The sequence below is a fragment of the Paenibacillus sp. CCS19 genome, assembly GCF_033239625.1.
Lineage (GTDB): Bacteria > Bacillota > Bacilli > Paenibacillales > Paenibacillaceae > Paenibacillus_T.
In genome coordinates this window covers 116,988-138,950 of the sequence record NZ_BTCK01000011.1, presented here as the reverse complement: position 1 = coordinate 138,950, position 21,963 = coordinate 116,988, and the positions used below count along the sequence as shown (strand labels likewise).

The following is a 21,963-nucleotide window of genomic DNA, read 5'->3' as shown; positions in this document are numbered from 1 at the left end:
GTACCAGAGCCAGCTTGCGAAGTAGGGGTTTTTCTTACTGTCCATTAATTAGGGTCTTGACCACTTCACGCTAGAAGGAAATCGGGGCTTGCTTCGCCACATTAAACTTGTATATGTAAAACTAGTCCTACAACACGGATTCCGGGTTCAGACGACTGACAACCAATTGTCCTTCAATTTGCTGGGGGTTGCGAAGCAGGTTGAAGATCGGACAAACCTGCTCGATCGCTTGATGAAGCGCCTGCAAGGTTTCCTCTGACTCTTCGGATTCTATTACCAATTTGTATTGAATGTTATGAGGGTAAATCGGGATATGCTCATAACCTGGACGACCGGCAAGCGGGTGCATCTCTCCTGTTACTTCAACTTCTAGCGAATGAAGGGAGACCTGTCTTTCAGCGGCTTGGATTAATGCGATGTGCGTCAAGCAGCTTCCCAGCACCCCAAGCTGAAGCTCAGGCGAAGAAGGGCCAAGGTTATAACCCGCGAAATCCGGTGGACTGTCGCTTATGACTTGAAAATCACGAATTCGGATTTCCCGAACGCCGCTTCTTCCTGACGCTCTTGCCTTAGCACTGAGAGAGTTAACTTGATCCGGCTGTTGTTCGGCTAGAGCTCTACGAGCTAGAAGCGCTTCCCTCTTCTGTGTCAAGTATTCATTCAAGGTTCCCATGCTTCTTCTATCCCCTCTCCTATATTAGCTTAGAACGCAGGAACAACCGCTACTCCGTATTTCTCTTCAATAAATTTCTTCACTTCCGGTGTTGTTAACGCGTCGTCCAACTTCTTAATCTCATCTCGATTCTCGTCCCCGCTTCTTACAACGATGACATTCGCGTACGGCGAATTTGCGTCTTCTCTGAACAGCGCGCTCTGCGGATCGATCTTAGCTTCCAGAACCAAGTTTGTATTAATGATCGCTCCGTCCAGATCCGGCAGAGATCTTGGCAATGTCGCGGAATCAGCTTCTACGAATTTGAGTTTTTTCGGATTGTCGATGATATCCTTCGGCGTTGCTTCGTAAGTCGTCAGCCCGTCTTTGAGCTTGATCAAACCCTGCTGCTGCAGGAGAACGAGAGCACGATACTCATTGGATGGATTGTTCGGAATGCCGATTGTGGCGCCTTCTTGGATTTCATCCTTGGATTTGAGCTTGCTCGAGTAGAAGCCGATCGGCTCCACATGCACTTTCGCCGTCACGGCGAAGTTGTAGCCCTTCTCGTCTTTGACGGAATCCAAGTAAGGAACGTGTTGGAAGTAGTTGGCATCGATCTGCTTCTCCTGCAATGCCGGATTCAACTGTCCTTCATCGTCGAGCACTTCGATCTCCAGATTAATGCCTTCCGCTTTAAGCTTAGGCTTGATGAACTCCAAAATCTCAGCATGAGGCACGGCTGCCGCTCCGACTTTTAACGTGACTTCTTTAACCGGCTCGGAGGCGGACGAAGACGCACTGTCGCTTGGATTTTGATTAGCAGAGGCTTGCTTAGAACTATTGTCGGAGGACCCCTTGTCATCCGAACCGCATGCAACGGCAATCAAGCTCACAACAAACAGGAAGGCAACAAGGACGACCATTCTTTTCTTAGACATTTTCTCTCCTACTTTCTTTTATATAAATTTGTGATACCTTCAAATCGCTTTTCGCCGGCAAACGAGTATTATTCGAGCTTATAACGCCTGTTGTGAATGGACTTCGCTATCCCATCGCCGGTCCACTGAATCGATTGAATCAGAAGGATGATGACCAAGACGGTGGCGAACATGATATCCTCCCGAAATCGTTGGTAGCCGAAGCGAATCGCTAGACTTCCTAGCCCGCCAGCCCCGATAGCTCCGGCAACAGCCGTTAATTCGGTAATTCCGATGATGGCAATGGTTACGCCTCGCACAAGTGCTGGAAGTGCTTCAGGAATGAGAACACGGAAGATGATTGTAACGGGCGAAGCTCCGACTGCGATCGCCGCTTCAATCTTCCCTCCGCTCACTTCCTTTAACGAATTCTCCACGATTCTTCCCAGGAAAGGGGCAGCGCCGATCGATAACGCAACGATAGCAGCGGTTGGACCAAGCGAAGTTCCTACGATCAGCCGCGCTAAGGGAAGTAAAAGCACGATCAGGATGATAAACGGAATCGATCGAACTCCATTGATGAGGAAGCTGATCACCTTGTTGATAGGCACGGACTGCAGGACATGCCCCTTGTCGGTTACAACGAGCAGAATACCCAGGGCCAACCCTAATATAAGGGCGAAGAAGGATGACCAGGCCACCATATAGAGAGTCTCTCGAAGAGCTTTCCACAGGAGTTCAAATAAATCGTTTTTCATATCCCCTCCCCCACTCCTGCGATTAAGCCTCGTCTAGCACGATATTGCTCCAGAACGCCTACGAATCTCCGCGCGGTATCGCTCTTCGGATTCAAGAACAAATTTGCAACTGGACCGGTCTCCACGATTCTCCCATTCTCGATGACGGCCATGCTATCGCATATATGCTGGAGAACCTCCAGCTCGTGAGTAATAAGCACGATCGTCAGCTTCAACTGGCGGTTAATGTCCTTTAGCAGTTCCAAGATGGAATAGGTCGTCTCCGGATCGAGAGCCGAAGTCGCTTCATCGCTTAGAAGTACATCGGGTTCATTCGCGAGCGCGCGGGCAATACCAACCCTCTGCTTCTGCCCCCCGCTAAGTTGCGCCGGGTATGCTTCTTCCTTGTCGGACAGGTTAACCAAGTCAAGAATCTCCCGGACACGCAGCCGAATCCGCTCCCTTGGATGACCTGCGACCACGAGCGGAAACGCAACATTCTGATACACGGTTTTACCGTCTAGCAGATTAAAATGTTGAAAGATCATTCCGATCTTCTGCCTAGCCTTGCGAAGTCTACGACCGCTCAATTGCGTGATATCGTCGCCTCCGATCCAGATACGCCCCGAATCCGGTTCCTCCAGTCGGTTCATGCACCGGATCAGCGTGGATTTGCCAGCCCCGCTAACTCCGATAATGCCGAAGATTTCACCTGCGGCTATCTGTAAATCGATGCGGTCCAGCGCTGAGACGCTTCCTTTTGTCGTCACGTAGGTTTTGCTCAGTTGCTCCACGAGAATCAAATCGTCACCTCCTCATACAATAAAAAAAACTAAGCCCTTCCCCCTTCATCGAAGGACGAGTACTTAGTTTCCAGATATCTGGTCAGCTTAATGAACCGTATTAAATTCTTATTATTCCGATGTGCTTATATCAATTTAATTCATTTTTCATAAGGTGTCAATATCTTCCCAAACAGGAAGCTTTTAATTATACTATTCACATCAAAACACTTGTATTTGGGAGGCTTATCATGAGCATTGCAACACGCCAAATGAAACTGTCGGCTTATCTGGTTGGTACCGGCATGCATGTCGCCTCATGGAGACTGCCGCAAGCGCTCGCTGGTGCCAGCATTGATATCGACTACTACAAGAAGCTTGTAAGAACAGCCGAAAAAGGGAAATTCGATATCGCATTTCTAGCAGACAGCCTAGCGATCAATGAAGTCTCTCATCCCAACATTCTAAATCGTTACGAGCCGATCACACTTATCGCCGCGTTGGCGGGCAGCACGGAGCACATCGGCATTGTCGCAACAGCATCTACCTCCTACATCGAGCCGTTCAACCTCGCTCGTCTGTTGATGTCCGTCGATCATATTAGCAAGGGTCGGGCTGGCTGGAACATCGTCACGACCCGCGATTTATCAGGCAACACAGCGAGAAATTTCGGTGCCGAAGAGCATCTTGAGCATGGATTCCGCTATCGAAGGGCGAATGAATTCCTGGAAGTGGTGCTGGGACTGTGGGATAGCTGGGAGGACAATGCGTTTATTCACGACAAAGAGAGCGGAGTGTTCTTTGATCGCAACAAGCTGCATCGGCTCCAGCACAAGGGAGAGTTCTTCTCGGTGGAAGGTCCTCTGAATATCGGTCGTTCCCCACAAGGACGCCCCGTACTATTTCAGGCCGGCGTCTCCGATTCCGGGCAAGAGCTCTCTTCCCGGGTAGGAGAAGTCATTTTCTCGATCAAGTACGATTTCGATGATGCGAGGGCTTACTATGATACCTTCAAGAACAAAGTAGCGGCGGCCGGTCGGAATCCGGATCAAGTTTATATTTTACAAGGCATCTCTCCCATTATCGGCTCTACAGAAGAAGAGGCCAGAGAGAAAAGAAGCCGACTGGAGTCCCTCATTCCCGAAGAAACCGGCATCGGTTTCTTGTCCGATTATTTTCAAGGCTTCGTCGATTTCACCGGCTTTGCACTTGACGATCGGGCCGTGGATGCCGGACTCGATCGCCTCCCGATGACCAAAACCGATTACTTGAAGCATCAGCCGATTATTGCACGGATAAACCCGACACTTCGCGAGGTTTACTCCCTTCTCACGGGATCGTTCAGCAACGACCATCTGGTCGGTACTCCGGAGAAAATTGCCGACACTTTAGAGTATTGGTTCCGAAACCGCGCTGCCGACGGCTTTATGCTGATGGCGCCTTCGTTACCCGACGGTTTGGAGGATTTCGTCGAGCAGGTCGTCCCCATTTTGCAAAAGCGCGGCTTGTTCCGTTTGGAGTACACCGGCTCTACCTTGAGGGAGCATCTGGGCCTTCCGTTTCCGGCAAACCGTTACGCTTATGAACCCGGATTCGCCCCCTAATGGGGATTCGCCAAAACAACAAAAAAGCACGCCAGATAATTGGCGTGCTATATTTGTTGGTGGTGCCTAGTGGGCTTCATCTCGCTCAGCTCGTTGATCCATCATGGGTTGTATGAATCCTTATTTTAGGCTGACGATGCTTATCCTTCGCAGATTTTAGCGGTAGATTCAGACGCCGTGCTCGTCCGTTTGAAGCTAATTCCTCGAAGTGACACTTCCACTCCCTGCGCGCGGACTGAACCCCAGGGGTTCGCCCAAGGAAGTCGGGGGTTGTATGAATCCTTATTGTAGGCTGACGATGCTTATCCTTCGCAGACTTTAGCGGTAGATTCAGACGCCGTGCTCCTCCGTGAAGCTTACTCAATGATGCCTACTCATTCACTCCGTCCGCGCGGACGAACCCCATTAGGGGTTCTCACCCCTAGGCAGTCCTCCAAATAAACAGAAAACCACGTCCAACGGACGTGGTTTGATTGTTTAGTTGGTGGAGCCTAGGGGGATCGAACCCCTGACCTCATCGCTGCCAGCGATGCGCTCTAACGTAGTTATCAGTTTAGCACCCAAAAAGCAGAATCTCAACGCAAAAATAAAGCCCCCGCATGAAAAAGCAGGAGCTCTAGTAAAACAAACTAACCTTTATTACTAGTGATCACATTTTGTGCCAACAATTTCTTATTACCTAGCCGCTCATTCGTGTCAATTCCCATCGCTGCGATAAAGCTCCCGATCCGTAAGTTGAACTTAATAACTACTTTATTGCGAAATACGTCAACTTGACCAACGATGGTGTTTAGCATCATCTTCTGCTTAGCAATGGATGAACGTCTAAATACATCACGCCAGATTGGTATCCGTTTTTTAAGTACTTCAAGTTCTGTACGCTTTACATTTCGTGAATTCAGCTCTTGTTCAAGATCAGCAACTTTGGACTTCAAATCATTTACTTCGTTTTCTTTGTCACTCATCATAGTGCTGATCTTCTCTCGAGTCAAAACACTCTTTCCCATAATGACTTTCATCAATTCATCATCCAAAGCAGTAAGTTCTTGAGTAGCTTTAGCCAACTGCTTTTTTATGCCTTTTAGTACTTTTTCTTCATCGCTTACCTTTTCACTCTTTAACTTATTAAGTTGCTCATCAATATCCCCGCATTCCAGATGATCAAGATATCGATAAACTTCATCTAAAACAATACCTTCGAGTTTCTTCTGAGCGTAAGTTGTTTGACCCGAACAAGCGGTTACTTTCTGAGCGCCTTTCCCAGAACAACGATACTTTGGATACCTATAACTCTGAATCGAACCATCCTTTAATTTGTGATCTTTTTTATTCCAAGTAGCGGATAAGACATGACCACAACATCCACAACGACTCATACCAATAAGTAACAAAGTGCTCTTGGTGCTCATCAGAATATTCTCTTTATTTTTGTTTTTCCTGTTTTCAGGGTTCCGACCTTCTCGTACTGCTTGGACTCGATTCCATTTCTCCTCGTCAATGATGACCAGTTCAGGATTAGGTTTTTCAGCATAGATTTCTTCACTTGACCCCCGATTTATTGCCATGAACCCCTTATATAGAGGATTACGAAGGACAACACTAACTGATGGGGAAGACCAAGGCTTACCTCGATTTGTTTTTAATCCTTTCTCATTAAGTAATTTAGAAATTCGATACTGACCATACCCCTCTTGATCCACAAGATCGTACATCATTTTAACAATCTCTGCTGCATCAGGTTCGATCACTACTTTATGTAACACCCTACCTCGATTACTAATCTCGCCAGACTCCACAATGGTATAACCATATGGTACAGTTCCCCCTCGATAGACTCCCTCTTTCACCATTTGATCGTGACTGTTCTTTACTCGATGTGTAGTATTAACACTTTCTGTATTTGCAGTCCAAAATCGGAGATAGTTCGTCAACTTATCCATTTGACCTTCAATTTTTTGCTGACCTTCCTTAACAGACCACATTTCAATTCCTTGCTTAACAAACCACTCTAAAACGAACGGGGTCTCGTCATCGATTCGACCAAGTCGGTCAAACATAAACACCAGTAAGACATCGAATTTACCTTTGAGAGCATCATCTTTTGCCTGTTGAATTACGTCTCGATTCTCTGCACGAGTCTTAAATCCCGAGACGCCTTTCTCGTAGTATTCACATTCTTCCGCCAAAACCCAACCTGGCATGCTTCTAATAAAGTCATGACAAGCCTTTCTCTGAGTTGGAATATCACCGCCGTTCTCAGAGAAATGAACCTGCTTCTTAGTCGATACCCGATAAAGTGTTCCAACTTTCTTAACTTTTGTATCGCTATTAGTAGTGAAATTATTAGCATTTCTATTTGCTACAACCATTTTAAGTGCCATCCCTTCGCAAGTATAATTAGTCGAAACAACAACGATCCTTGTTGTATTAACATGTCAATGAAGTGTTTTCAAACTCTTTCTTCGTAATGCCAAGTGCTGATATAAATGGTCAATTGCGTCTACAAAAGTGTCTGCTTCGCGTACTCGTCAACCAGGGTGATAAGCAACATTTCCTTTGCATCACTATCAATTTCCGAGAATCTGAGTTCAACCCACATCCCAAATTCCTTGTTATACCGTTTGAACCCCACCACGCATTCGTCTTCTAACACCAAATCATAATCGCTTTTCGATAAATTTGTTACAGCATGCATAAGCAAATCACTCCGTGAGTAGCAAATTTGGAGTATTAACCCCATGCTGCTCTAAAGCACCTCTTGAATAATTACCAAAACTGAAGTCATTCTCCGAAATGAACAAAAAAAAAAAAAAAAAAACAGAGCACATTTGCTCTGTTTCTGGAGTGGTTCTATAGATCGCCAAACTTCTCTTGAAACTCTTGTTTAAGAACAGCTGTTTTAAGCTTATTACCGTTTTCTTTAACAACGTCTTCAATTGTGGAAATTTCAATATTACTTAGTTCGCTTAGTTTGTTTGGTGCTGCAACCTTAAGCGCCGGCTCTGGAATTCCTCTTTTCACATCAAATTTCAAGCTTAAAAATGCACCTTGAGGGTTCTCAAAAGCCTCACAAAAACCAGCGTATTCAGGACGCACAAGAAGATACATCGCCTCGTACAGATTAAGATCATATTTTTCGCCTGATTTAACATTTCGATATGTTAAATCTCGTTCGGGATGGATATCAGTTTCAGCATCCTTAGCGCTCGATATTACAGGTACTTGTATGTCAATGTCCGACCAGACTTTTAAACCTACGGTCCTGGGACTCCCTGAGACAGGGCGATATCTTAACAGGCTATCGACGTGGAGCGTCCCGGATTTACTACCAATGTTTTTAACCTTATCAGGTTCCAATTTGTTAAACAGCTGTTTTCCAGCAGCTATTGCTCTCTCGGTAGAGGTTATGCTGCTCTTACGATAGACTTGAAAAAGGTAATCATACATGGCTAAGGAAATATAAGAGAGATCATCGAGAATATCAGGGCTTTCAATTAAATTGACCGAGTTTGGTATTTCCGTAATATCCTTTTTAACAAGTTGTTTGTTTGCTCGCGGCTTCCTAGATACTTTCTTTAATAATGGTGCAAAGCGTTCATAACCTTCTTTAATTTCCCATAAAGTCTTCCCTCCCTGGGAAGTAGGTCTATCAATTTCAAAGATATCTGCTTTGATACTACCCCTTACCAGTTTCAAGTATGGTGTAGGTAGCTTAATTAACTCTTTGTCATTATCTATAACAGTTATTAACTTGGGAACTTTATTATCTTTATCATCTACAATAACTTCTATGAACTCATTAGTCTTTATCCCTAACTGTATACCTTTAGGATCGACTACTATTTGCCCATCAACCTCGTATTCACACGAAAAGAAAGCTCCATATTCGGGCTTGATAAGTAAAAACATTAACTCATATAAATTTAAGTGAAACTCCTCGTCTTTGTTCACTTTCTTGTACGAAATATTATCCAATTGCTCTCGAGTAATGAGCTTATCCAATTGCTCTCGAGTTATGAGCTTCTTCTTCACAACATCAAAATCGATTACTGGAACCTCAATTGGTACATCGGAACGGAGAGTTGCTCCGATTATTTTAGGGCTAGTATCATAAATCCTCTCGCTCAGAGGATTATAGTATTTAAGTCCACTTTCATGGTTTAACTCAGTTTTCACCTTCGCTATCTGATCATCATCTAAAGCGATCTCAGTCGTCTTATTAGTTACTGTTGCCGGAGCTTTAGTTGAACCTAGTCCAAGTACTTTGACAAGATGTAATGTGCCTGATTTAACGTAAAGTTCAGCTTTTAGAGAAGGATCACTCTCGAGACGCTCATTTCCAACTTCAATCATAAATTCTCTTTCCATAGAGGATTTAGGAGGATTTTGACCTACATTTTCACGTTCTTTTTCTTTTATCCTCGTCCTCAACTTAGCATCCCGATTAAAGTATCCTTTTTTCTCTTTACTCAATGAAGTCAGCCTCCCCAAGTCACAACCTATATTTGATTATTATAGCAAGGAGGGGGCTGTTTCCACAGCACCTACGATAAACACATCCAAAGGGATATTACTACTGCTGAAAAATGAAAATAAAAGCACCAATCCCGTTCGGCAGACCGATAACCAGCCATGCTGCACAGAATAGGTGCTATTTATAATTGTTCCTTCGGTTTTTATAAAAATATCCTTCCAGTTCTAAAACTGTCTTAGCATTTATAAAACATGTCCTGATTGTTCTAAAACTGACTTACTCGTTATAAAAATGTCGGACTCGTTATAATGGTCTCAAAGCTTTTATAAAACTTCTCAATTAAGAATGTTCTTAATAATGTCGACCCCGTAGACTACACCAAGCTTAGAGCCGCTGTCCCAGTTGACGAAGATCGTTCCTGCATCGTCCACAAAGTTTACTGTACCTTGGTCGCCTGGCTTGAGCGTAGTGTAGGGATCGGTCATAGATACTAATTCGACTCTCCTGCCTTTTGGGTTATCTTCCCGTATCTGTTTTACCTGTGCACTATTCGGAAACATGAATTGCTAGCCCCTCTAGACAGAGTACTTCCTGCAGATCGTGGTACTCTCCAACACATTCGGCGTTACCATCGAAAACGCGGATGAAGGTTATCTTGTCTACGTGATTGTTGATTCTGGTTACCGAGAAACCAGTCTCGGAATTAAAGTGATCCTCGGTGAAGGACGCAGGGAAGTCGCTATCCTTTAAATGCTGTTCCAGACCCGACTGCTTACAGTCCGAGCAGGTCAAGGAATGATGAACATACTGCTGATTGGAATTCTCACACTGCTCATGGCACATAATACTGATCCTCCTCAATATGGCGAAAGCTCATATACGACTGTCGCTTCTTCGAGTGAAGTCAGGTCGAATTCGCTGTATATGGCGCTTACTAGTTCTTTGAGTTGTTTCTGACTATAACCGAGACGCTGCGCCCCTAAGATCGCATATCCAAGGCATGCATTATTGCTCCACCGGCTCTCGGGAACCTGCACATGCGGAGCCAATAACTTAAAGCGGCAATCGACGCATAGCACCAATCGCTCGACTCCTTTAAGGAAATCAGTAACATCATTACTACCATTACAATTTTGGCAGATCATCGAGCTGCACCCCCATCGGATAAGATAATAAAACCCTCATACGTTGGTTGTGGATGATAATCCAAAGGAAGGGATAGTGCAAGTGGTTTTAAGCGAGAGGGCGCTCAGTGGCGATTTGAAGCAGGTTAAACCCGTAGCACGATAGTATTGATTAGCACATGTTGGTGTTTAGGGAGCTACTTCAAAGCTATTTGATAGAATTTTTCAAGATACCAATGTATATTAGATAAAAACTCAATCAGGAGATGAGCTATATGGCAGAAATATAAGATTTTCTCTCTCGAAAAGCCCAGTTTGAACTTGTAAAGCATAACTACAAACAAAATGATGAGATTGTCGAACAAGATGGGAAATACATCGGAGTTTTGACCAAGCAGAGGACTGAGTCGCTGCGGAAAACGATTGATATGATGGAGTTTAAAAAGAGTCAGATTGAACAGATGATGTTGGAGTACGAGGAAATACAAATCGGGTACGAAGAATTGGTTAATGAAGCGGTGAGCTTTCTTGGAGTAAGGAATAATGGAGTGGAATTTGCCCCTAAAATTTGGGATCTCTATGTTGATGTGAAGGGGCATTGTTGGGTAATTAAAATAGAAAAGTAGGCAGTGGATTGACCACTGCCCCCGCTTATACGAACATTTTTTGCATTAAACTCTTTTTAAGTTCAACTAAAGAATTTAGTTTTTGGGTTTCAATTTCTTCCTTTTTTGAAATTACGGTTAAGAATTCAGCGATCTTCTCTTGTTCCTCAAACGAAGGCAAGTGGATCTCAATTCTAGAAAAATCTGAATAGCTTATTGCTTTACCATCTCGTATTCCATAAGTTAAGTTATTTAGTTGGGAAATAAATTTATCTGTCTTAAAATAAAATCTAAAATAGTCTGTCGACAATCTTATTTGTGGTTTTACTCTGAATATTGTGTACGCAGGACTTAACAATCCCTCATAATAAGAGGTCTCGATCCCGCCTTGAAATGATCTGAGACTGATAACAAAATCATTTGGACAAACGCGTTTATAATTCACTAAATTTTCATTCGCAAATTGCATTTTCATTTTCAACATACTTCTAGGAATAATTCCTTGATCTTGTGTTGAAGATAAAACTTCTAATTCACCATCGTGTTTTTTATCACTTATATTTTCAAATAAATCACCAGTACGAATATTGCTTTTCCAATCAGGAAAATCGTGTCCATTTTCTTTCTTAAAACGGATTGACTTTGAAAAGATTTGATCCCAAATTCCCTTTCTAACCTTTTCCAATAGAAGAATTTTTTCACGTTGCTTGTCTAATTTTTGGTCTAAAATCGAGAAAAAGTCACCTACTTTTTTCTGTTCCTCCAATGAGGGCAAATAAAAACTATACCCTCCTAGTTCCTCTCTATTGATTTTCGGCATACCTGTTCTCATAGATACTGAAGTTGAAAACTTTAGAAACTGTTTGCTTAGTAATATTTGGAATAGAAACTGAGGCAAAATTACATTTTCTTTAGATGACATAGGATAACAATCAGCACTACACAGTCCTTTAAACTTCGGATAAGCAACCTTACCCAGCTCGGGTCTTATTTTCCCATAAATAATATCATCTTCTTTGAAAACATATTTACCACTAATTAATTCTTCATCTTTAACCAATTTATACTCAAGCAATCTCCCCGTTTGCTTTTCAATATTTCCTGGACCAATGTGTGGATAATTTAAGTATTTCTCGTCTGTCGGATCTACTAATTTTGAATTTATCTCAACACAGTCATAGAAACTTCTTTTTTGCCAAGGCAGATAATCTGATGCAGCCTTTAATTTAAAGCGAACTTCAGGAACCTTCCCCTGCTCAACATTTGAACTCATATACCCAGCTCCTTAAAATATAGCACCAGCTCTTTATCTATTATAGAAATCTCATTGTCGATTTCTCTAATGCGTACTTGTAGCTGTGAGATGTCTATTGATTCCTCTTCCTCAAACGTATCTACATAACGAGGAATGTTCAAATTAAAGTCGTTAGCTTTAATTTCAAGTAGGGTTGCAGCATACGAATATTTATCAATAGATTGGCGTTTCTTATAAGTTTCCACAATCTTCTCGACATCTTCATCCCGTAATCGATTTTGGTTTTTCCCTTTCTCGAAATCGTTAGATGCGTCAATAAATAAGATGTTTTCATCATGTTTTCGGCACTTTTTGAAAACAAGAATACATGTAGGGATACCTGTTCCGAAGAAAACATTAGCTGGCAATCCAATGACCGCATCCAAATAATTCTTGTCTTCAATTAGGTATTTGCGAATAACCCCTTCTGCAGCACCTCTAAACAAAACGCCATGTGGAAGGACCACTGCCATAGTCCCATTATCATCAAGTTGGTGAATCATATGTTGTATAAATGCAAAGTCAGCCTTTGATGAAGGAGCTAGTTTTCCATAAACACTAAACCGTTCATCATTTAGAAACTTTTCATCTGCTGACCATTTAGCTGAGTATGGAGGATTTGCTACTACTGCTTCGAATCTCATATCGATGTGCCTTGGTTCTTCTACACTATCGGCATTTTGAATGTCAAAGTTTTGGTAAGAAACATCATGTAAAAGCATGTTCATTCGAGCCAAGTTGTAAGTTGTTGAAGTTTTCTCTTGACCATAAAATTTACGAACATTGGCTTCTTTCGCAACTCGTAATAGAAGGGAACCTGACCCACAAGTCGGGTCATACACATTTCTCAAGTCATTTTTACCAATTGTAACGAGCTTTGCCAAAATCTTCGAGACTTGAGGTGGAGTATAAAACTCGCCTGCTTTTTTTCCAGCTGTGGCAGCAAACTGCCCGATTAAATATTCATAAGCATCACCCAAAACGTCGATTTCAACATCATCATGAAGGAATGGAATGTCGTTAATATTCATCATTATCTTTGCGATCAGCCTAGAACGAGACTTTACGTCACGACCCAACTTCGAGGATGCCAAATCCATATCATCAAACAGATGTTGAAAATCTTCCTGGCTTGTTGCTCCTAGGGTCGACTCTGTTACTGCGTTAACAGCTTTCTGGAGCATTTCGATATCGAATTTACCTTGCTCACCTTTAGCAATCTCTTCAATCATGTTTGAGAAAAGATACTCTGGCTCAATCACATAACCAATTTGCTGAATTAGCTCATCCTTTAAGGCATTACGGTAATCAGAGTTCTTCCAAGCTTCACTATAGTTAATTTTGTCTTCCTCAAGCAGTTTATTTACCCGAGCCTCGGTCTTTTCGGACAAGTAACGGTAAAAAATCAAACCAAGGATATAGTTCTTGAATTCATATGCTTCCATCTGACCGCGAAGGTCGTTCGCCATGTCCCAAAGTTTCTTATGCAGATCAGCTTGTTGCTGACGTTGTAATTCAGTAGTTGTCATTTAAACTCCTCCTTGATATACCTCATCATAATGTGTCTTGCGTATTGTTGCTCAAGTACAATTCTCTCTTGAAGCAGGCGATTCTTCCGATGTAACAACCTATGTACACTACCAACCTTTATCTGGTCTGACATAGGTGGCAAAATTATATCCAATGTCCTGAGCATTTGAATTGATAATGCCGCTACACTCGAACCTTGGGTTGCTACTTTTAATTGCTTGCGACAATCCGGGTGCTCGTTGATGAACCATTCAAGGTAGTCTGAGTACAATCCCTCAATTGGCTCGATTATTGCAAAGTTTGAAGGAATCAGTTTACCGACATGCTCCTGCTGCAGTGCAACTGCACGCTGACTAGTAAGACTGATTAAGACCCAACCCTCTTTTGCAATCGGTAGTGTTCCAATACGGTCAATAGCAACGTAAACGTCCTGAGACCCTTCCGACGTGATATTTGGATCTGGACTTAGCCACTCGTTCATTTCCTTCATCGAGTACAATGAGTACTTGCAAAGCGTACTTTTTTCCTCTTCCATAACAGGTACTGTCTGGACTCGTGATAGAAATACTCCCTGCGTGACTGACGCAAATTGTTCTAACTTCAACCCCACCCTCCCCTAACTGCTATTTTACTAAATAGCATTAACTTCATGTCCCCATAATAATAAAAAACAGCAGAAAAGGCAAGACCTTTTCTGCTATTTTTCAAAATAGCATTATGAGTATCGTTTTGTGTGCTCAGTGATGAACTCAATGATTCGTTGAATCATCGATCTCTTCTGTAGGAAAGGCAGCTTGACCGCATCACTTATCTCCTGCTGATTAACAAAGCCGCCGTACTCGTATTCTTGAACAAAGCTCTGAATTTCTTCTGACTGCAATCCGACTTCCCCAGCAAATGATTGTAATTCCTTCATCCGCTCTTCCTGCTCAAATGCGTTGTAGGAATCGTCCACTGAATCGGCGTTCGTAAGTGTTGGAACGACTTTGTTCAAGAATTCCTTAAGTAACTTTGCCTTCAGTCGAAGTTCCTCGTTATCTGCCCGATCGATCTCGTTCTCGATATCCTTAACGGATTTTTTGCGTTGTTCCTCATTATCGAAATCAATGTTTTTAATCAGGTTCATGATATAGCTCACATTAATCCGATCTGTGTGCATTAACTCTATTAAGAAGTCCACATTCGCCAAGATCGACTCTTTACCCCCGCCGCGCTTAACTTCCTCATAAATGCGGAGGTATTTGCTCTTATAATCCTGATATGTTTGTTCTTCAATACCTAAGCGAGCTGGATCGAATTCAAACTCGGTGAAGGTCTGGAGCCGGGTCAAGTATTTCGTAAGATCTCTGAAGCCAACAACAAACTCCTGCTTCTCTTCCTCTCGCTCAAGATTATCTACCGCAGCTGGCGTAGATGCGAGAGCTTTCACCTTTGCAAGCGCTGCTTTGAACAACTGAAGGTACTCATCGTAGCTCTTCATCAAAACATCATCAACATTGTCTGTCTTAGAAAACAACCGAATCGCTTCATCGGTATCTTCCTTCAAGTTTCGGAAGCATACGATGTTACCGTATGGCTTGGTTGCCTTCTCAGTTCGATTTGTTCTCGAGAAGGCTTGGATCAAGTTATGGTATTTCAAGAAGCGGTCCATGTAAAGGATGTTCAAGGTCTTGCTGTCGAACCCCGTCAAGAAGATATTTACCACAAGCAGGATATCGATCTGAGCCGTCTTTACACGTTTGGAGACATCAGCGAAGTATCCCTGATACTTATCGGTCGAGAAATTCGTTCCAAAAATACCGTTGTAATCTTTGATAATGCGCTCTAAACTGTCTCTGGAATGCTCGTCCTGACCATCACCCTCATTGTCTTCGTTTTGTCCGTAAGTGAAAATACCTGCTATCTTCAAGTTATGCGACATGGACCTAAAGGTATCGTAGTACTTGATCAGCATTGGGATGCTGTCTACAGTAAACAAGCCGGTGTATCCCTTACTGCGCGACTTGCGGTCATGGTGCGTAATGATGTTCTCAGCAATTTTACTGATTCGATCATCATGCATCCACACTTCATCTGTCAGGATACCCTTAACGCGAGTTTTATCCTTATCGTCTACTGTGACTTCGACCGTCTTAACATAATCAACTGAGAACCCCAAGACATTGCCATCGTGAATCGCATCCTTAATTAGATACGAGTGTAGACACTTTTCGAAAATGTCCGCCGTTACACGTCCATCCTGACTCTTGTTCTCTTCAAACAAAGGCGTTCCAGTAAAACCAAAATACTGTGCCCCTTTGAAGTGCTTGTTAATCAAAGTATGCATCTTGCCAAATTGGCTTCGATGGCACTCGTCAATAATAAAAACAACCCGTTCTTGCTGGTATGGCTTCATGATCTGTTCGTAACGGGGATTTTTAACGGCATTAGCCATCTTTTGAATAGTAGTTACGATTAACGGCTTCGTTAAGTCCGAAATTTGCGCTACCAACTTACTCGTATCATCAGTCATATCGACCGAATCGGGTTCAAACTTATTAAACTCCGCCAACGTCTGACTGTCCAAGTCCTTACGGTCGACGAGGAAGAATACTTTTTTGATGTGTGGCTCGTTTGCTAGGATCTGGCTCGACTTAAATGAAGTCAAGGTCTTACCGCTACCTGTAGTATGCCAGATGTATCCGTTGTTCTTCGTCTCCAAAGCGCGTTTTACAAGCGCTTCGACTGCAAAGACCTGGTATGGACGCATAACCATCATCTGCTTCTCAGTCTCATTGAGCACCATGTATCTGGCGATCATTTTGGACATGTGACATTTCTCTAAAAAGCTTGATGCGAACTCACTAAGGTTTGTTATTCGGTTATTCTCCGCATCCGACCAAAAAAATGTATGCGAGAACAAAATGTCACCATCCGAGTTGGCAAAGTACTTCGTATCAACCCCGTTACTTACGATGAACATTTGCAGATAACGGTATAATCCACGGAATGAGTGTTTACGATACCGCTGTATCTGATTAAACGCCTCCTTAAAGTCCAAGCCGCGGCGCTTCAACTCAACCTGAATAACCGGCAAACCGTTAATATATAGTGTCACATCATATCGGTTTTTATATTTGCCCTCGACCGTGGTCTGATTTGTTACCTGAAAGTTGTTTTTACACCATTCACGAGTATTCATTAGTTCCAAATAAACCTCTGTTCCATCATCACGTTGGAACACTTGTTTATCTCTGAGGATCTTGGCGGAGTCGAAAATACTCTTCCCATCAATTTGAGTCAAAAACCGACTAAACTCCGCCTCAGTTAAGGGCTGTCCATTTAGTTTCTTCTCATTAAACCTATTCAGCTGCTGTTTAAAATTCTCGACCATTGATTCATAATCATTTATAATAACCTGTTCGTAACCCTGGCGAACAAGTTGCTCAATCAAGTTTTTCTCTAGTTGCGCTTCTGATTGATACGACATACGAACGACTCCTCCTCCACTTTACCCCCACTATACACAGGCTTTTTACATAATTCTTCAAAGAGTCCTCTTTTCCTTCTCCATAACAAGGCTTTCATAGGCAATATGGGGTACTAAAGCCCTAACTAATACTCTTAGGACCTACCAAAATTTCATTTGTCGACACAACTCACCAGTTTTCTGGAAGTATGGTAAAATAAAATAATTATTACTTCAGTTGAGGGGGGTTCATATGTCGGGAAAAAGTGCAGACAAATTGCTCCATGTTCAGAATGGAGTTATCCGTCATCTACTTTATACTAAAGTTGAAGAGAAAGAATTGATTAACCGCTACAGGGTTATCACCAAAAGTGAAGTTAAGAAGAAAATTCAAGATGTCCTTATGCGCCTGGACAAACAGAAGTTAGTCGAGATTGTAAATATATCGCCTGAAATTACTACAGCAGACATCGAAACTTGTTTTGAGGATAACCGTTATAGCCGTCGCCCTAATTTCCGTCTCTTCATGCTGCGCCCACATGACCCCCAATTAAACTCATCAAAATTTATCGCTAGTAACAAAGACGAAGCTGCTGTTCAAAAAATGAACGTGTTGCTTAAGCAGATCGCATATCCCAATGATTCGATTTCTGGGTTATTAGCCATCGATCAGACAATCGTTAACCCTGAAACGTTAGAAATAGCCTTCAAATATCAAGAACGATACAACTTTATCAATCCAGAATCCGAACAGTCAGACTTTATCTATGAGTTGAAGTTCGGGTTCCTTTGGATAAATCTCGATCAAAGATTTGTAAGTATCAGCATTCCAACTGAATCCTTGGTCGGAAATATTTCAAAAACTCTTGAAAGTGCATTCAACTGTTTTGTATCACCCGTTAACATCACAAAGAAAACTGTTGATACAGTCTTCAGTAAGGAAGCCATGAAGCGTACTACATTGAGCAATCCAGACCCCTCTTCTGGAAAACCCAACAAAGCAACTTTTGCGGACAATAATCTTGGTATCAAAGTAAGCCAATTAGAGGGATTTGAAGAATATGATTCGCCTAGCTCTGTTTACCAAGAAGCCATCGATGAAGACGGTGATTTCTTTTCTACACTTGGGGTTAACAATGATAAAGGTAAGATTTATCTCACTAGGCAGCTAAAGGCTTCTGAAATGAGACGTTGGGGGATCTGGCGCATTGGTCAGATAATGGGGCATATTAACTCCATACAGGAGAATGGTGAGATCGATGAAAAGTTTAACACCTTTGGTCTTGAAGAAGATCCTGACCTTGCCACTTTTGCAACTTCGAATGACGAAAAGAAAGTTATTCTTGAGGTTATTAAAGCCGTTGTTACATGTAAAGTTAAGAAGGTCGGCAGTTTTAAGCTTCTTGACCTAAATACTGATAAAATTGTCGGTGTGATGAAGAAGCATGCACTTACAAGGTTCTACCCCTATTGTGAGAAGTGCGACCACTTCTCAGATGTAGTCTGCAGTCAATGCGGTAATGTAGATTTGCTTGAGATTTCAGTAAAGAAGGGACAATCCCCAAGGGTATTTTGTTCGCTCTGTCATAATGATCTTAAGCAAGATAGTGTTCGTTGCTTAATGGATCACAAGATTCGAATCGACACTTGGTATGACGGTGTGCTGGTTAATCCCAAGTCGACCTTAATTGGTCTGGTCGATAAAATCATTAATAAGTACTTCCCAAATGAGGGCTTTACTCAGGAAGAGGAATACTTCTATTTGCAAAATAATGTTGTGCATTACTCAACTAAAATGTCTTCTAAAGTCATGTTCAAGGTCAGGGAGCTAGACCAATTCAAGCCAGTATGGGATAGAACCATTACCCCGAAACGGCGGGAAGAACTTGCGGAAGTACTAAGTCTCCTTTCAGAAAAATGTTCAAAGCATAGCGTTGATGCTTGTCAAGCTTGTCAACATGAGAAAAGCATTGGCTGCATCATGAAACCATTTGTGACCTTTACTAACCATACACTTCACCCTCATCATGGGCAAGAGTACGGCGATATTAGCTTTACAATTAATATGCTCGGGATGGATGATGCGGTCTTCGTAGGTATAGCTAAAAGTTACGAGAAAAAGCCTATCAAACCAACAGATAAAAAAGCATATGAGATGCTGCAACAATTTGTATATAAGTGCAAGGATACAACGGTCAATGTACTGGGAATTGTCGTCGCAGGAGATCTAGAACAGGGGTTCGTAGCTACACTTCAAGACCTTGCCAGAAGATACGGGAAGAAAGTTGTCATGTGGACATATGAGGAATTAATATTAGCGGTGGATTACGCTATCAGAAGCTATGGCTTATCAATCGCTGAGGTTGTAACGGAATTGAAAGCAGACGTTGTCAGAAGAAAGCAGAAGCCCGCAAGCTAAATTGATTATAAAAATACAACCCTGTCATGATGTAACTGACAGGGTTGTATTTTTTTCACCTGGCTGACTTTTTCTTTACTTCCAGCTTATGCTTATGTTTACGCTCTTCCAAAACCTCCTCAACCGTCATGTCTTTAATTACCAATGGAAACCCCTTTTGATTTTTGTGCTCTCTAGATTTATCCATGTCAAAAAAGAAAGCTGCCGTAATTCGCGGCAACTGCAGTACCCCATATGACAGAGGATATTTCTTACGATGCATTTTCAGCAGTTTCAGTTACAGCCTTTTCAGACTTACTACCATACCGGAACGCTGAGTTTCCTTCAAGTCTCTCCAACAAAACCTTTCGTGCAATTTTATATAAGTCTCCTTTCATTCCGAGACGAATCAGGAAAAGCCTGAATGTGAATTTGTCGTTGTCGGACCCTTTCGACTTGGACGAAGCATACTTCAATGTCTTGGCAGTGTTGTTTAACAGCTCAACAAACTGCATGTATGAGATGATCTTCTCGTCATCATGCTCACCTTGGAAGAACTTGAAGATCGCTCTCCTGCTCTCGAAATCGAAAGTGATACCTGGGCAGGATTTATCCGCCACTTCAATAATTGTAGCCATCAACTTTTCGATTGTGTCGACATTAGCATCATGAATGGCTGTCAAGAAGTCCTCTTCGATAATATTTCCGGTGAAACCAACTGCTTTTGCGATAAGCTCTTGCTTACTGTAAATCAGATTAACCAGATTCCTTAGCGTAAGACCATTATGTCCCTCCAAAGAAATGTCTATCTCAACATCCTGTGCGGTTGACTCAGCTGCCGAATCGACCGAAGCAGAACCTCCATCAGGAGAGCCACCGTGCGACGAACCTTCACTGGACAATCTTTTGACAGATACATTTTCATTGGATGGGATGCCTTCTTTAGACGAGGGTTCGGTAATCGACTCAGAACTAGTCAGTAAGCTGTTCAATTCGACTTCATTACCTTCCGGATCGGTTACCTTCCCTGCCTGGTCGACCGAGTAAACCCCGTTGGATGTCTCGAACTGATAAGCAAAGGAAGGGGCTCCCATGTATTTGGGCTTTATCCCAAAATGGTCACCTAACGCCTTAATGATTTCTTTTCTGTCCATAACAACCTCCAAATTAGTCTTGGATTTTCAACGGACAGGTAATTACTACCTTTCGTTGAGGTTGTTGTACCTTACCTTGACTGTAGACGCTTAGCAAGTAAATTTTTACCCAGTAGGCAAAACGATAAAGAACCAACAAAGGTATGAGAAGCTGTAGCTACAAAAAAAACCGGATCAGTGTATCCTTACCACATCGATCCGATTCTTTTCACTTGTCATGGAAAACATAACTGTAGCTCGACCATTTCTTTAACCATTCTACCGTGACTTGGTAAGATCCCTCGCTTCGGAAATCGTTGAGCAAGTAAATAAGGTGTCCAACATGCACCACACTCTACCATTCGGATATATGTTTCCGGTCTTAATTTCATTACTTGGAGAAAATGGCGCTCCCAAGTGATATACGAAACTTGGTTCCCACTCTTCGTCTTTAGCCTCTGAAAAGACTTTAGACATATTAGTAACAACCTCATACCCTTCTATATGATGGATCGACTGCAGCTTACCATCATAGCGAAATGCTATGTAATTGGGCGGTTCCTTTACCCAACCATTACCCCCGACAGGATGAAAATATCTCCTCTTTTTATTAATGATGTCTCTCCATGTAATCGTCCAGCCCTCAGGAGATCCACCTCCTACTGATACCACATATACCATATTCGAGTCTTGCTTCTGCATGGTCATCAAACTCCCCAAATAAACATTCAATTCCTGTAACAACCGCTTCTCGGCATGTGTTCCGCTTGCGTGAGCCATCTTGGAGAACTGGTAAAAGTCTTTCCATGACAGCACCTCGACCGGAAAACCATTTACTTGGTCTGGAACACGATGCTTGGCGTAATCCTTACTGCACTCGCTCAATACGATCAGACGCTTATCAGGGCAGGGACTTTGTAAGAAGGATGTTCTGGTCGCATATTTTTGAAGCTGAGCGATGCCTGGGAGGTTCCAACCTCGTTTAGCTTCAATGATCAGATGAAACTGCTGAGTTAGCTCAATCTCGATATCTGTGAAGCCTTTACCTTTTTCGTACTCCTGCATCCGAATATCGACTTCTTCAACACTGCCGTTCCAATTAAGGACGTTTTGGAGAAAAACCTTAAGGAATGAAGGACACTGTGTCAAACCCCAAGCCACGCTGTAGCTTATATCGTTTTCATTTTCACCTAAGAGCTGAAATACGCTTTTCATTTCTCTACTATGTAGAAATAATTTAGTCATACCAATTACCTCAAGCC

Annotated in this window: 16 protein-coding genes and 1 tRNA gene; 3 read left to right on the top strand and 14 right to left on the bottom strand. The window is 42.6% G+C overall.

Annotated elements, in window-relative coordinates:
- Positions 1-127: 127 nt before the first annotated feature.
- The 4 genes from SBI19_RS10705 to SBI19_RS10690 all read right to left on the bottom strand — a co-directional run bounded on the left by SBI19_RS10705 (position 128) and on the right by SBI19_RS10690 (position 3,112).
- Positions 128-673, bottom strand: a complete 546-nt coding sequence (locus SBI19_RS10705; RefSeq protein WP_317967838.1) for an OsmC family protein — start codon at positions 671-673, stop codon at positions 128-130.
- 29 nt (positions 674-702) lie between these two features.
- Positions 703-1,593, bottom strand: a complete 891-nt coding sequence (locus tag SBI19_RS10700) for a MetQ/NlpA family ABC transporter substrate-binding protein (protein ID WP_317967836.1) — start codon at positions 1,591-1,593, stop codon at positions 703-705.
- Positions 1,594-1,661: 68 nt separating this feature from the next.
- A complete protein-coding gene (locus SBI19_RS10695; protein ID WP_317967834.1) occupies positions 1,662-2,330 on the bottom strand; it encodes a methionine ABC transporter permease in 669 nt (222 codons plus the stop codon).
- Entirely contained in the window at positions 2,327-3,112 is a 786-nt protein-coding gene (locus tag SBI19_RS10690) for a methionine ABC transporter ATP-binding protein (protein WP_317967832.1), read from the bottom strand. Before SBI19_RS10690 ends, SBI19_RS10695 begins: the two co-directional genes overlap by 4 nt.
- A 230-nt stretch (positions 3,113-3,342) precedes the next feature.
- Here SBI19_RS10690 and SBI19_RS10685 point away from each other — a divergent pair, with 230 nt between their 5' ends.
- Positions 3,343-4,695, top strand: coding sequence for an LLM class flavin-dependent oxidoreductase (locus tag SBI19_RS10685; RefSeq protein WP_317967830.1), 1,353 nt, complete (start codon positions 3,343-3,345; stop codon positions 4,693-4,695).
- A 482-nt stretch (positions 4,696-5,177) separates the two neighbouring features.
- Here SBI19_RS10685 and SBI19_RS10680 read toward each other — a convergent pair.
- From SBI19_RS10680 to SBI19_RS10665, 4 genes are all read right to left on the bottom strand, one after another.
- Positions 5,178-5,291: transfer RNA gene (locus SBI19_RS10680), tRNA-Ala, on the bottom strand.
- A gap of 33 nt (positions 5,292-5,324) precedes the next feature.
- Positions 5,325-7,064 carry a recombinase family protein gene (locus SBI19_RS10675; protein ID WP_317967828.1) on the bottom strand — a complete coding sequence of 580 codons (1,740 nt, stop codon included), beginning with the start codon at positions 7,062-7,064 and terminating at the stop codon, positions 5,325-5,327.
- Positions 7,065-7,545: 481 nt separating this feature from the next.
- Positions 7,546-9,168: a hypothetical protein gene (locus tag SBI19_RS10670; RefSeq protein WP_317967826.1), complete on the bottom strand. Its 1,623-nt coding sequence runs from the start codon at positions 9,166-9,168 to the stop codon at positions 7,546-7,548.
- Positions 9,169-9,504: 336 nt separating this feature from the next.
- The gene (locus SBI19_RS10665) at positions 9,505-9,729 is read right to left on the bottom strand and encodes a DUF4314 domain-containing protein (protein WP_317967824.1); all 225 of its coding nucleotides are present in this window, start codon (positions 9,727-9,729) and stop codon (positions 9,505-9,507) included.
- A gap of 992 nt (positions 9,730-10,721) precedes the next feature.
- Here SBI19_RS10665 and SBI19_RS10660 point away from each other — a divergent pair.
- Positions 10,722-10,919 (top strand): hypothetical protein, encoded by a 198-nt coding sequence (locus SBI19_RS10660; protein WP_317967822.1) that lies wholly within the window; start codon positions 10,722-10,724, stop codon positions 10,917-10,919.
- 25 nt (positions 10,920-10,944) lie between these two features.
- On the opposite strand, the gene SBI19_RS10655 is transcribed toward SBI19_RS10660, so the two are convergent.
- The 4 genes from SBI19_RS10655 to SBI19_RS10640 form a co-directional block, all read right to left on the bottom strand.
- Complete coding sequence (locus tag SBI19_RS10655) at positions 10,945-12,171, bottom strand: restriction endonuclease subunit S (RefSeq protein ID WP_317967820.1); 1,227 nt, start codon at positions 12,169-12,171, stop codon at positions 10,945-10,947.
- Positions 12,168-13,721 (bottom strand): type I restriction-modification system subunit M, encoded by a 1,554-nt coding sequence (locus tag SBI19_RS10650; protein WP_317967818.1) that lies wholly within the window; start codon positions 13,719-13,721, stop codon positions 12,168-12,170. Before SBI19_RS10650 ends, SBI19_RS10655 begins: the two co-directional genes overlap by 4 nt.
- Complete coding sequence (locus SBI19_RS10645; RefSeq protein ID WP_317967816.1) at positions 13,718-14,326, bottom strand: restriction endonuclease subunit S domain-containing protein; 609 nt, start codon at positions 14,324-14,326, stop codon at positions 13,718-13,720. The genes SBI19_RS10650 and SBI19_RS10645 overlap by 4 nt, the downstream gene beginning before the upstream one ends.
- Before the next feature lie 111 nt (positions 14,327-14,437).
- Positions 14,438-17,191, bottom strand: a complete 2,754-nt coding sequence (locus SBI19_RS10640) for a type I restriction endonuclease subunit R (protein WP_317967814.1) — start codon at positions 17,189-17,191, stop codon at positions 14,438-14,440.
- 232 nt (positions 17,192-17,423) lie between these two features.
- Here SBI19_RS10640 and SBI19_RS10635 point away from each other — a divergent pair, with 232 nt between their 5' ends.
- Entirely contained in the window at positions 17,424-19,589 is a 2,166-nt protein-coding gene (locus tag SBI19_RS10635) for a hypothetical protein (protein WP_317967812.1), read from the top strand.
- Between the two features lie 251 nt (positions 19,590-19,840).
- Here SBI19_RS10635 and SBI19_RS10630 read toward each other — a convergent pair whose 3' ends face one another.
- Together SBI19_RS10630 and SBI19_RS10625 are read right to left on the bottom strand one after the other, a co-directional pair.
- Positions 19,841-20,722: a hypothetical protein gene (locus tag SBI19_RS10630; protein ID WP_317967810.1), complete on the bottom strand. Its 882-nt coding sequence runs from the start codon at positions 20,720-20,722 to the stop codon at positions 19,841-19,843.
- Positions 20,723-20,980: 258 nt separating this feature from the next.
- A complete protein-coding gene (locus SBI19_RS10625; protein WP_317967808.1) occupies positions 20,981-21,946 on the bottom strand; it encodes a hypothetical protein in 966 nt (321 codons plus the stop codon).
- Positions 21,947-21,963: the final 17 nt, after the last annotated feature.

Excerpts from the sequence above, each read along its gene's own strand:
- SBI19_RS10695 (WP_317967834.1), bottom strand. The coding sequence starts at position 2,330 with ATGAAAAACGATTTATTTGAACTCCTGTGGAAAGCTCTTCGAGAGACT.
- SBI19_RS10705 (WP_317967838.1), bottom strand. The coding sequence starts at position 673 with ATGGGAACCTTGAATGAATACTTGACACAGAAGAGGGAAGCGCTTCTA.
- SBI19_RS10700 (WP_317967836.1), bottom strand. The coding sequence starts at position 1,593 with ATGTCTAAGAAAAGAATGGTCGTCCTTGTTGCCTTCCTGTTTGTTGTG.
- SBI19_RS10685 (WP_317967830.1), top strand. The coding sequence starts at position 3,343 with ATGAGCATTGCAACACGCCAAATGAAACTGTCGGCTTATCTGGTTGGT.
- SBI19_RS10665 (WP_317967824.1), bottom strand. The coding sequence starts at position 9,729 with ATGTTTCCGAATAGTGCACAGGTAAAACAGATACGGGAAGATAACCCA.
- SBI19_RS10630 (WP_317967810.1), bottom strand. The coding sequence starts at position 20,722 with ATGGACAGAAAAGAAATCATTAAGGCGTTAGGTGACCATTTTGGGATA.
- SBI19_RS10635 (WP_317967812.1), top strand. The coding sequence starts at position 17,424 with ATGTCGGGAAAAAGTGCAGACAAATTGCTCCATGTTCAGAATGGAGTT.
- SBI19_RS10675 (WP_317967828.1), bottom strand. The coding sequence starts at position 7,064 with ATGGTTGTAGCAAATAGAAATGCTAATAATTTCACTACTAATAGCGAT.
- SBI19_RS10660 (WP_317967822.1), top strand. The coding sequence starts at position 10,722 with ATGATGGAGTTTAAAAAGAGTCAGATTGAACAGATGATGTTGGAGTAC.
- SBI19_RS10650 (WP_317967818.1), bottom strand. The coding sequence starts at position 13,721 with ATGACAACTACTGAATTACAACGTCAGCAACAAGCTGATCTGCATAAG.
- SBI19_RS10655 (WP_317967820.1), bottom strand. The coding sequence starts at position 12,171 with ATGAGTTCAAATGTTGAGCAGGGGAAGGTTCCTGAAGTTCGCTTTAAA.
- SBI19_RS10640 (WP_317967814.1), bottom strand. The coding sequence starts at position 17,191 with ATGTCGTATCAATCAGAAGCGCAACTAGAGAAAAACTTGATTGAGCAA.
- SBI19_RS10625 (WP_317967808.1), bottom strand. The coding sequence starts at position 21,946 with ATGACTAAATTATTTCTACATAGTAGAGAAATGAAAAGCGTATTTCAG.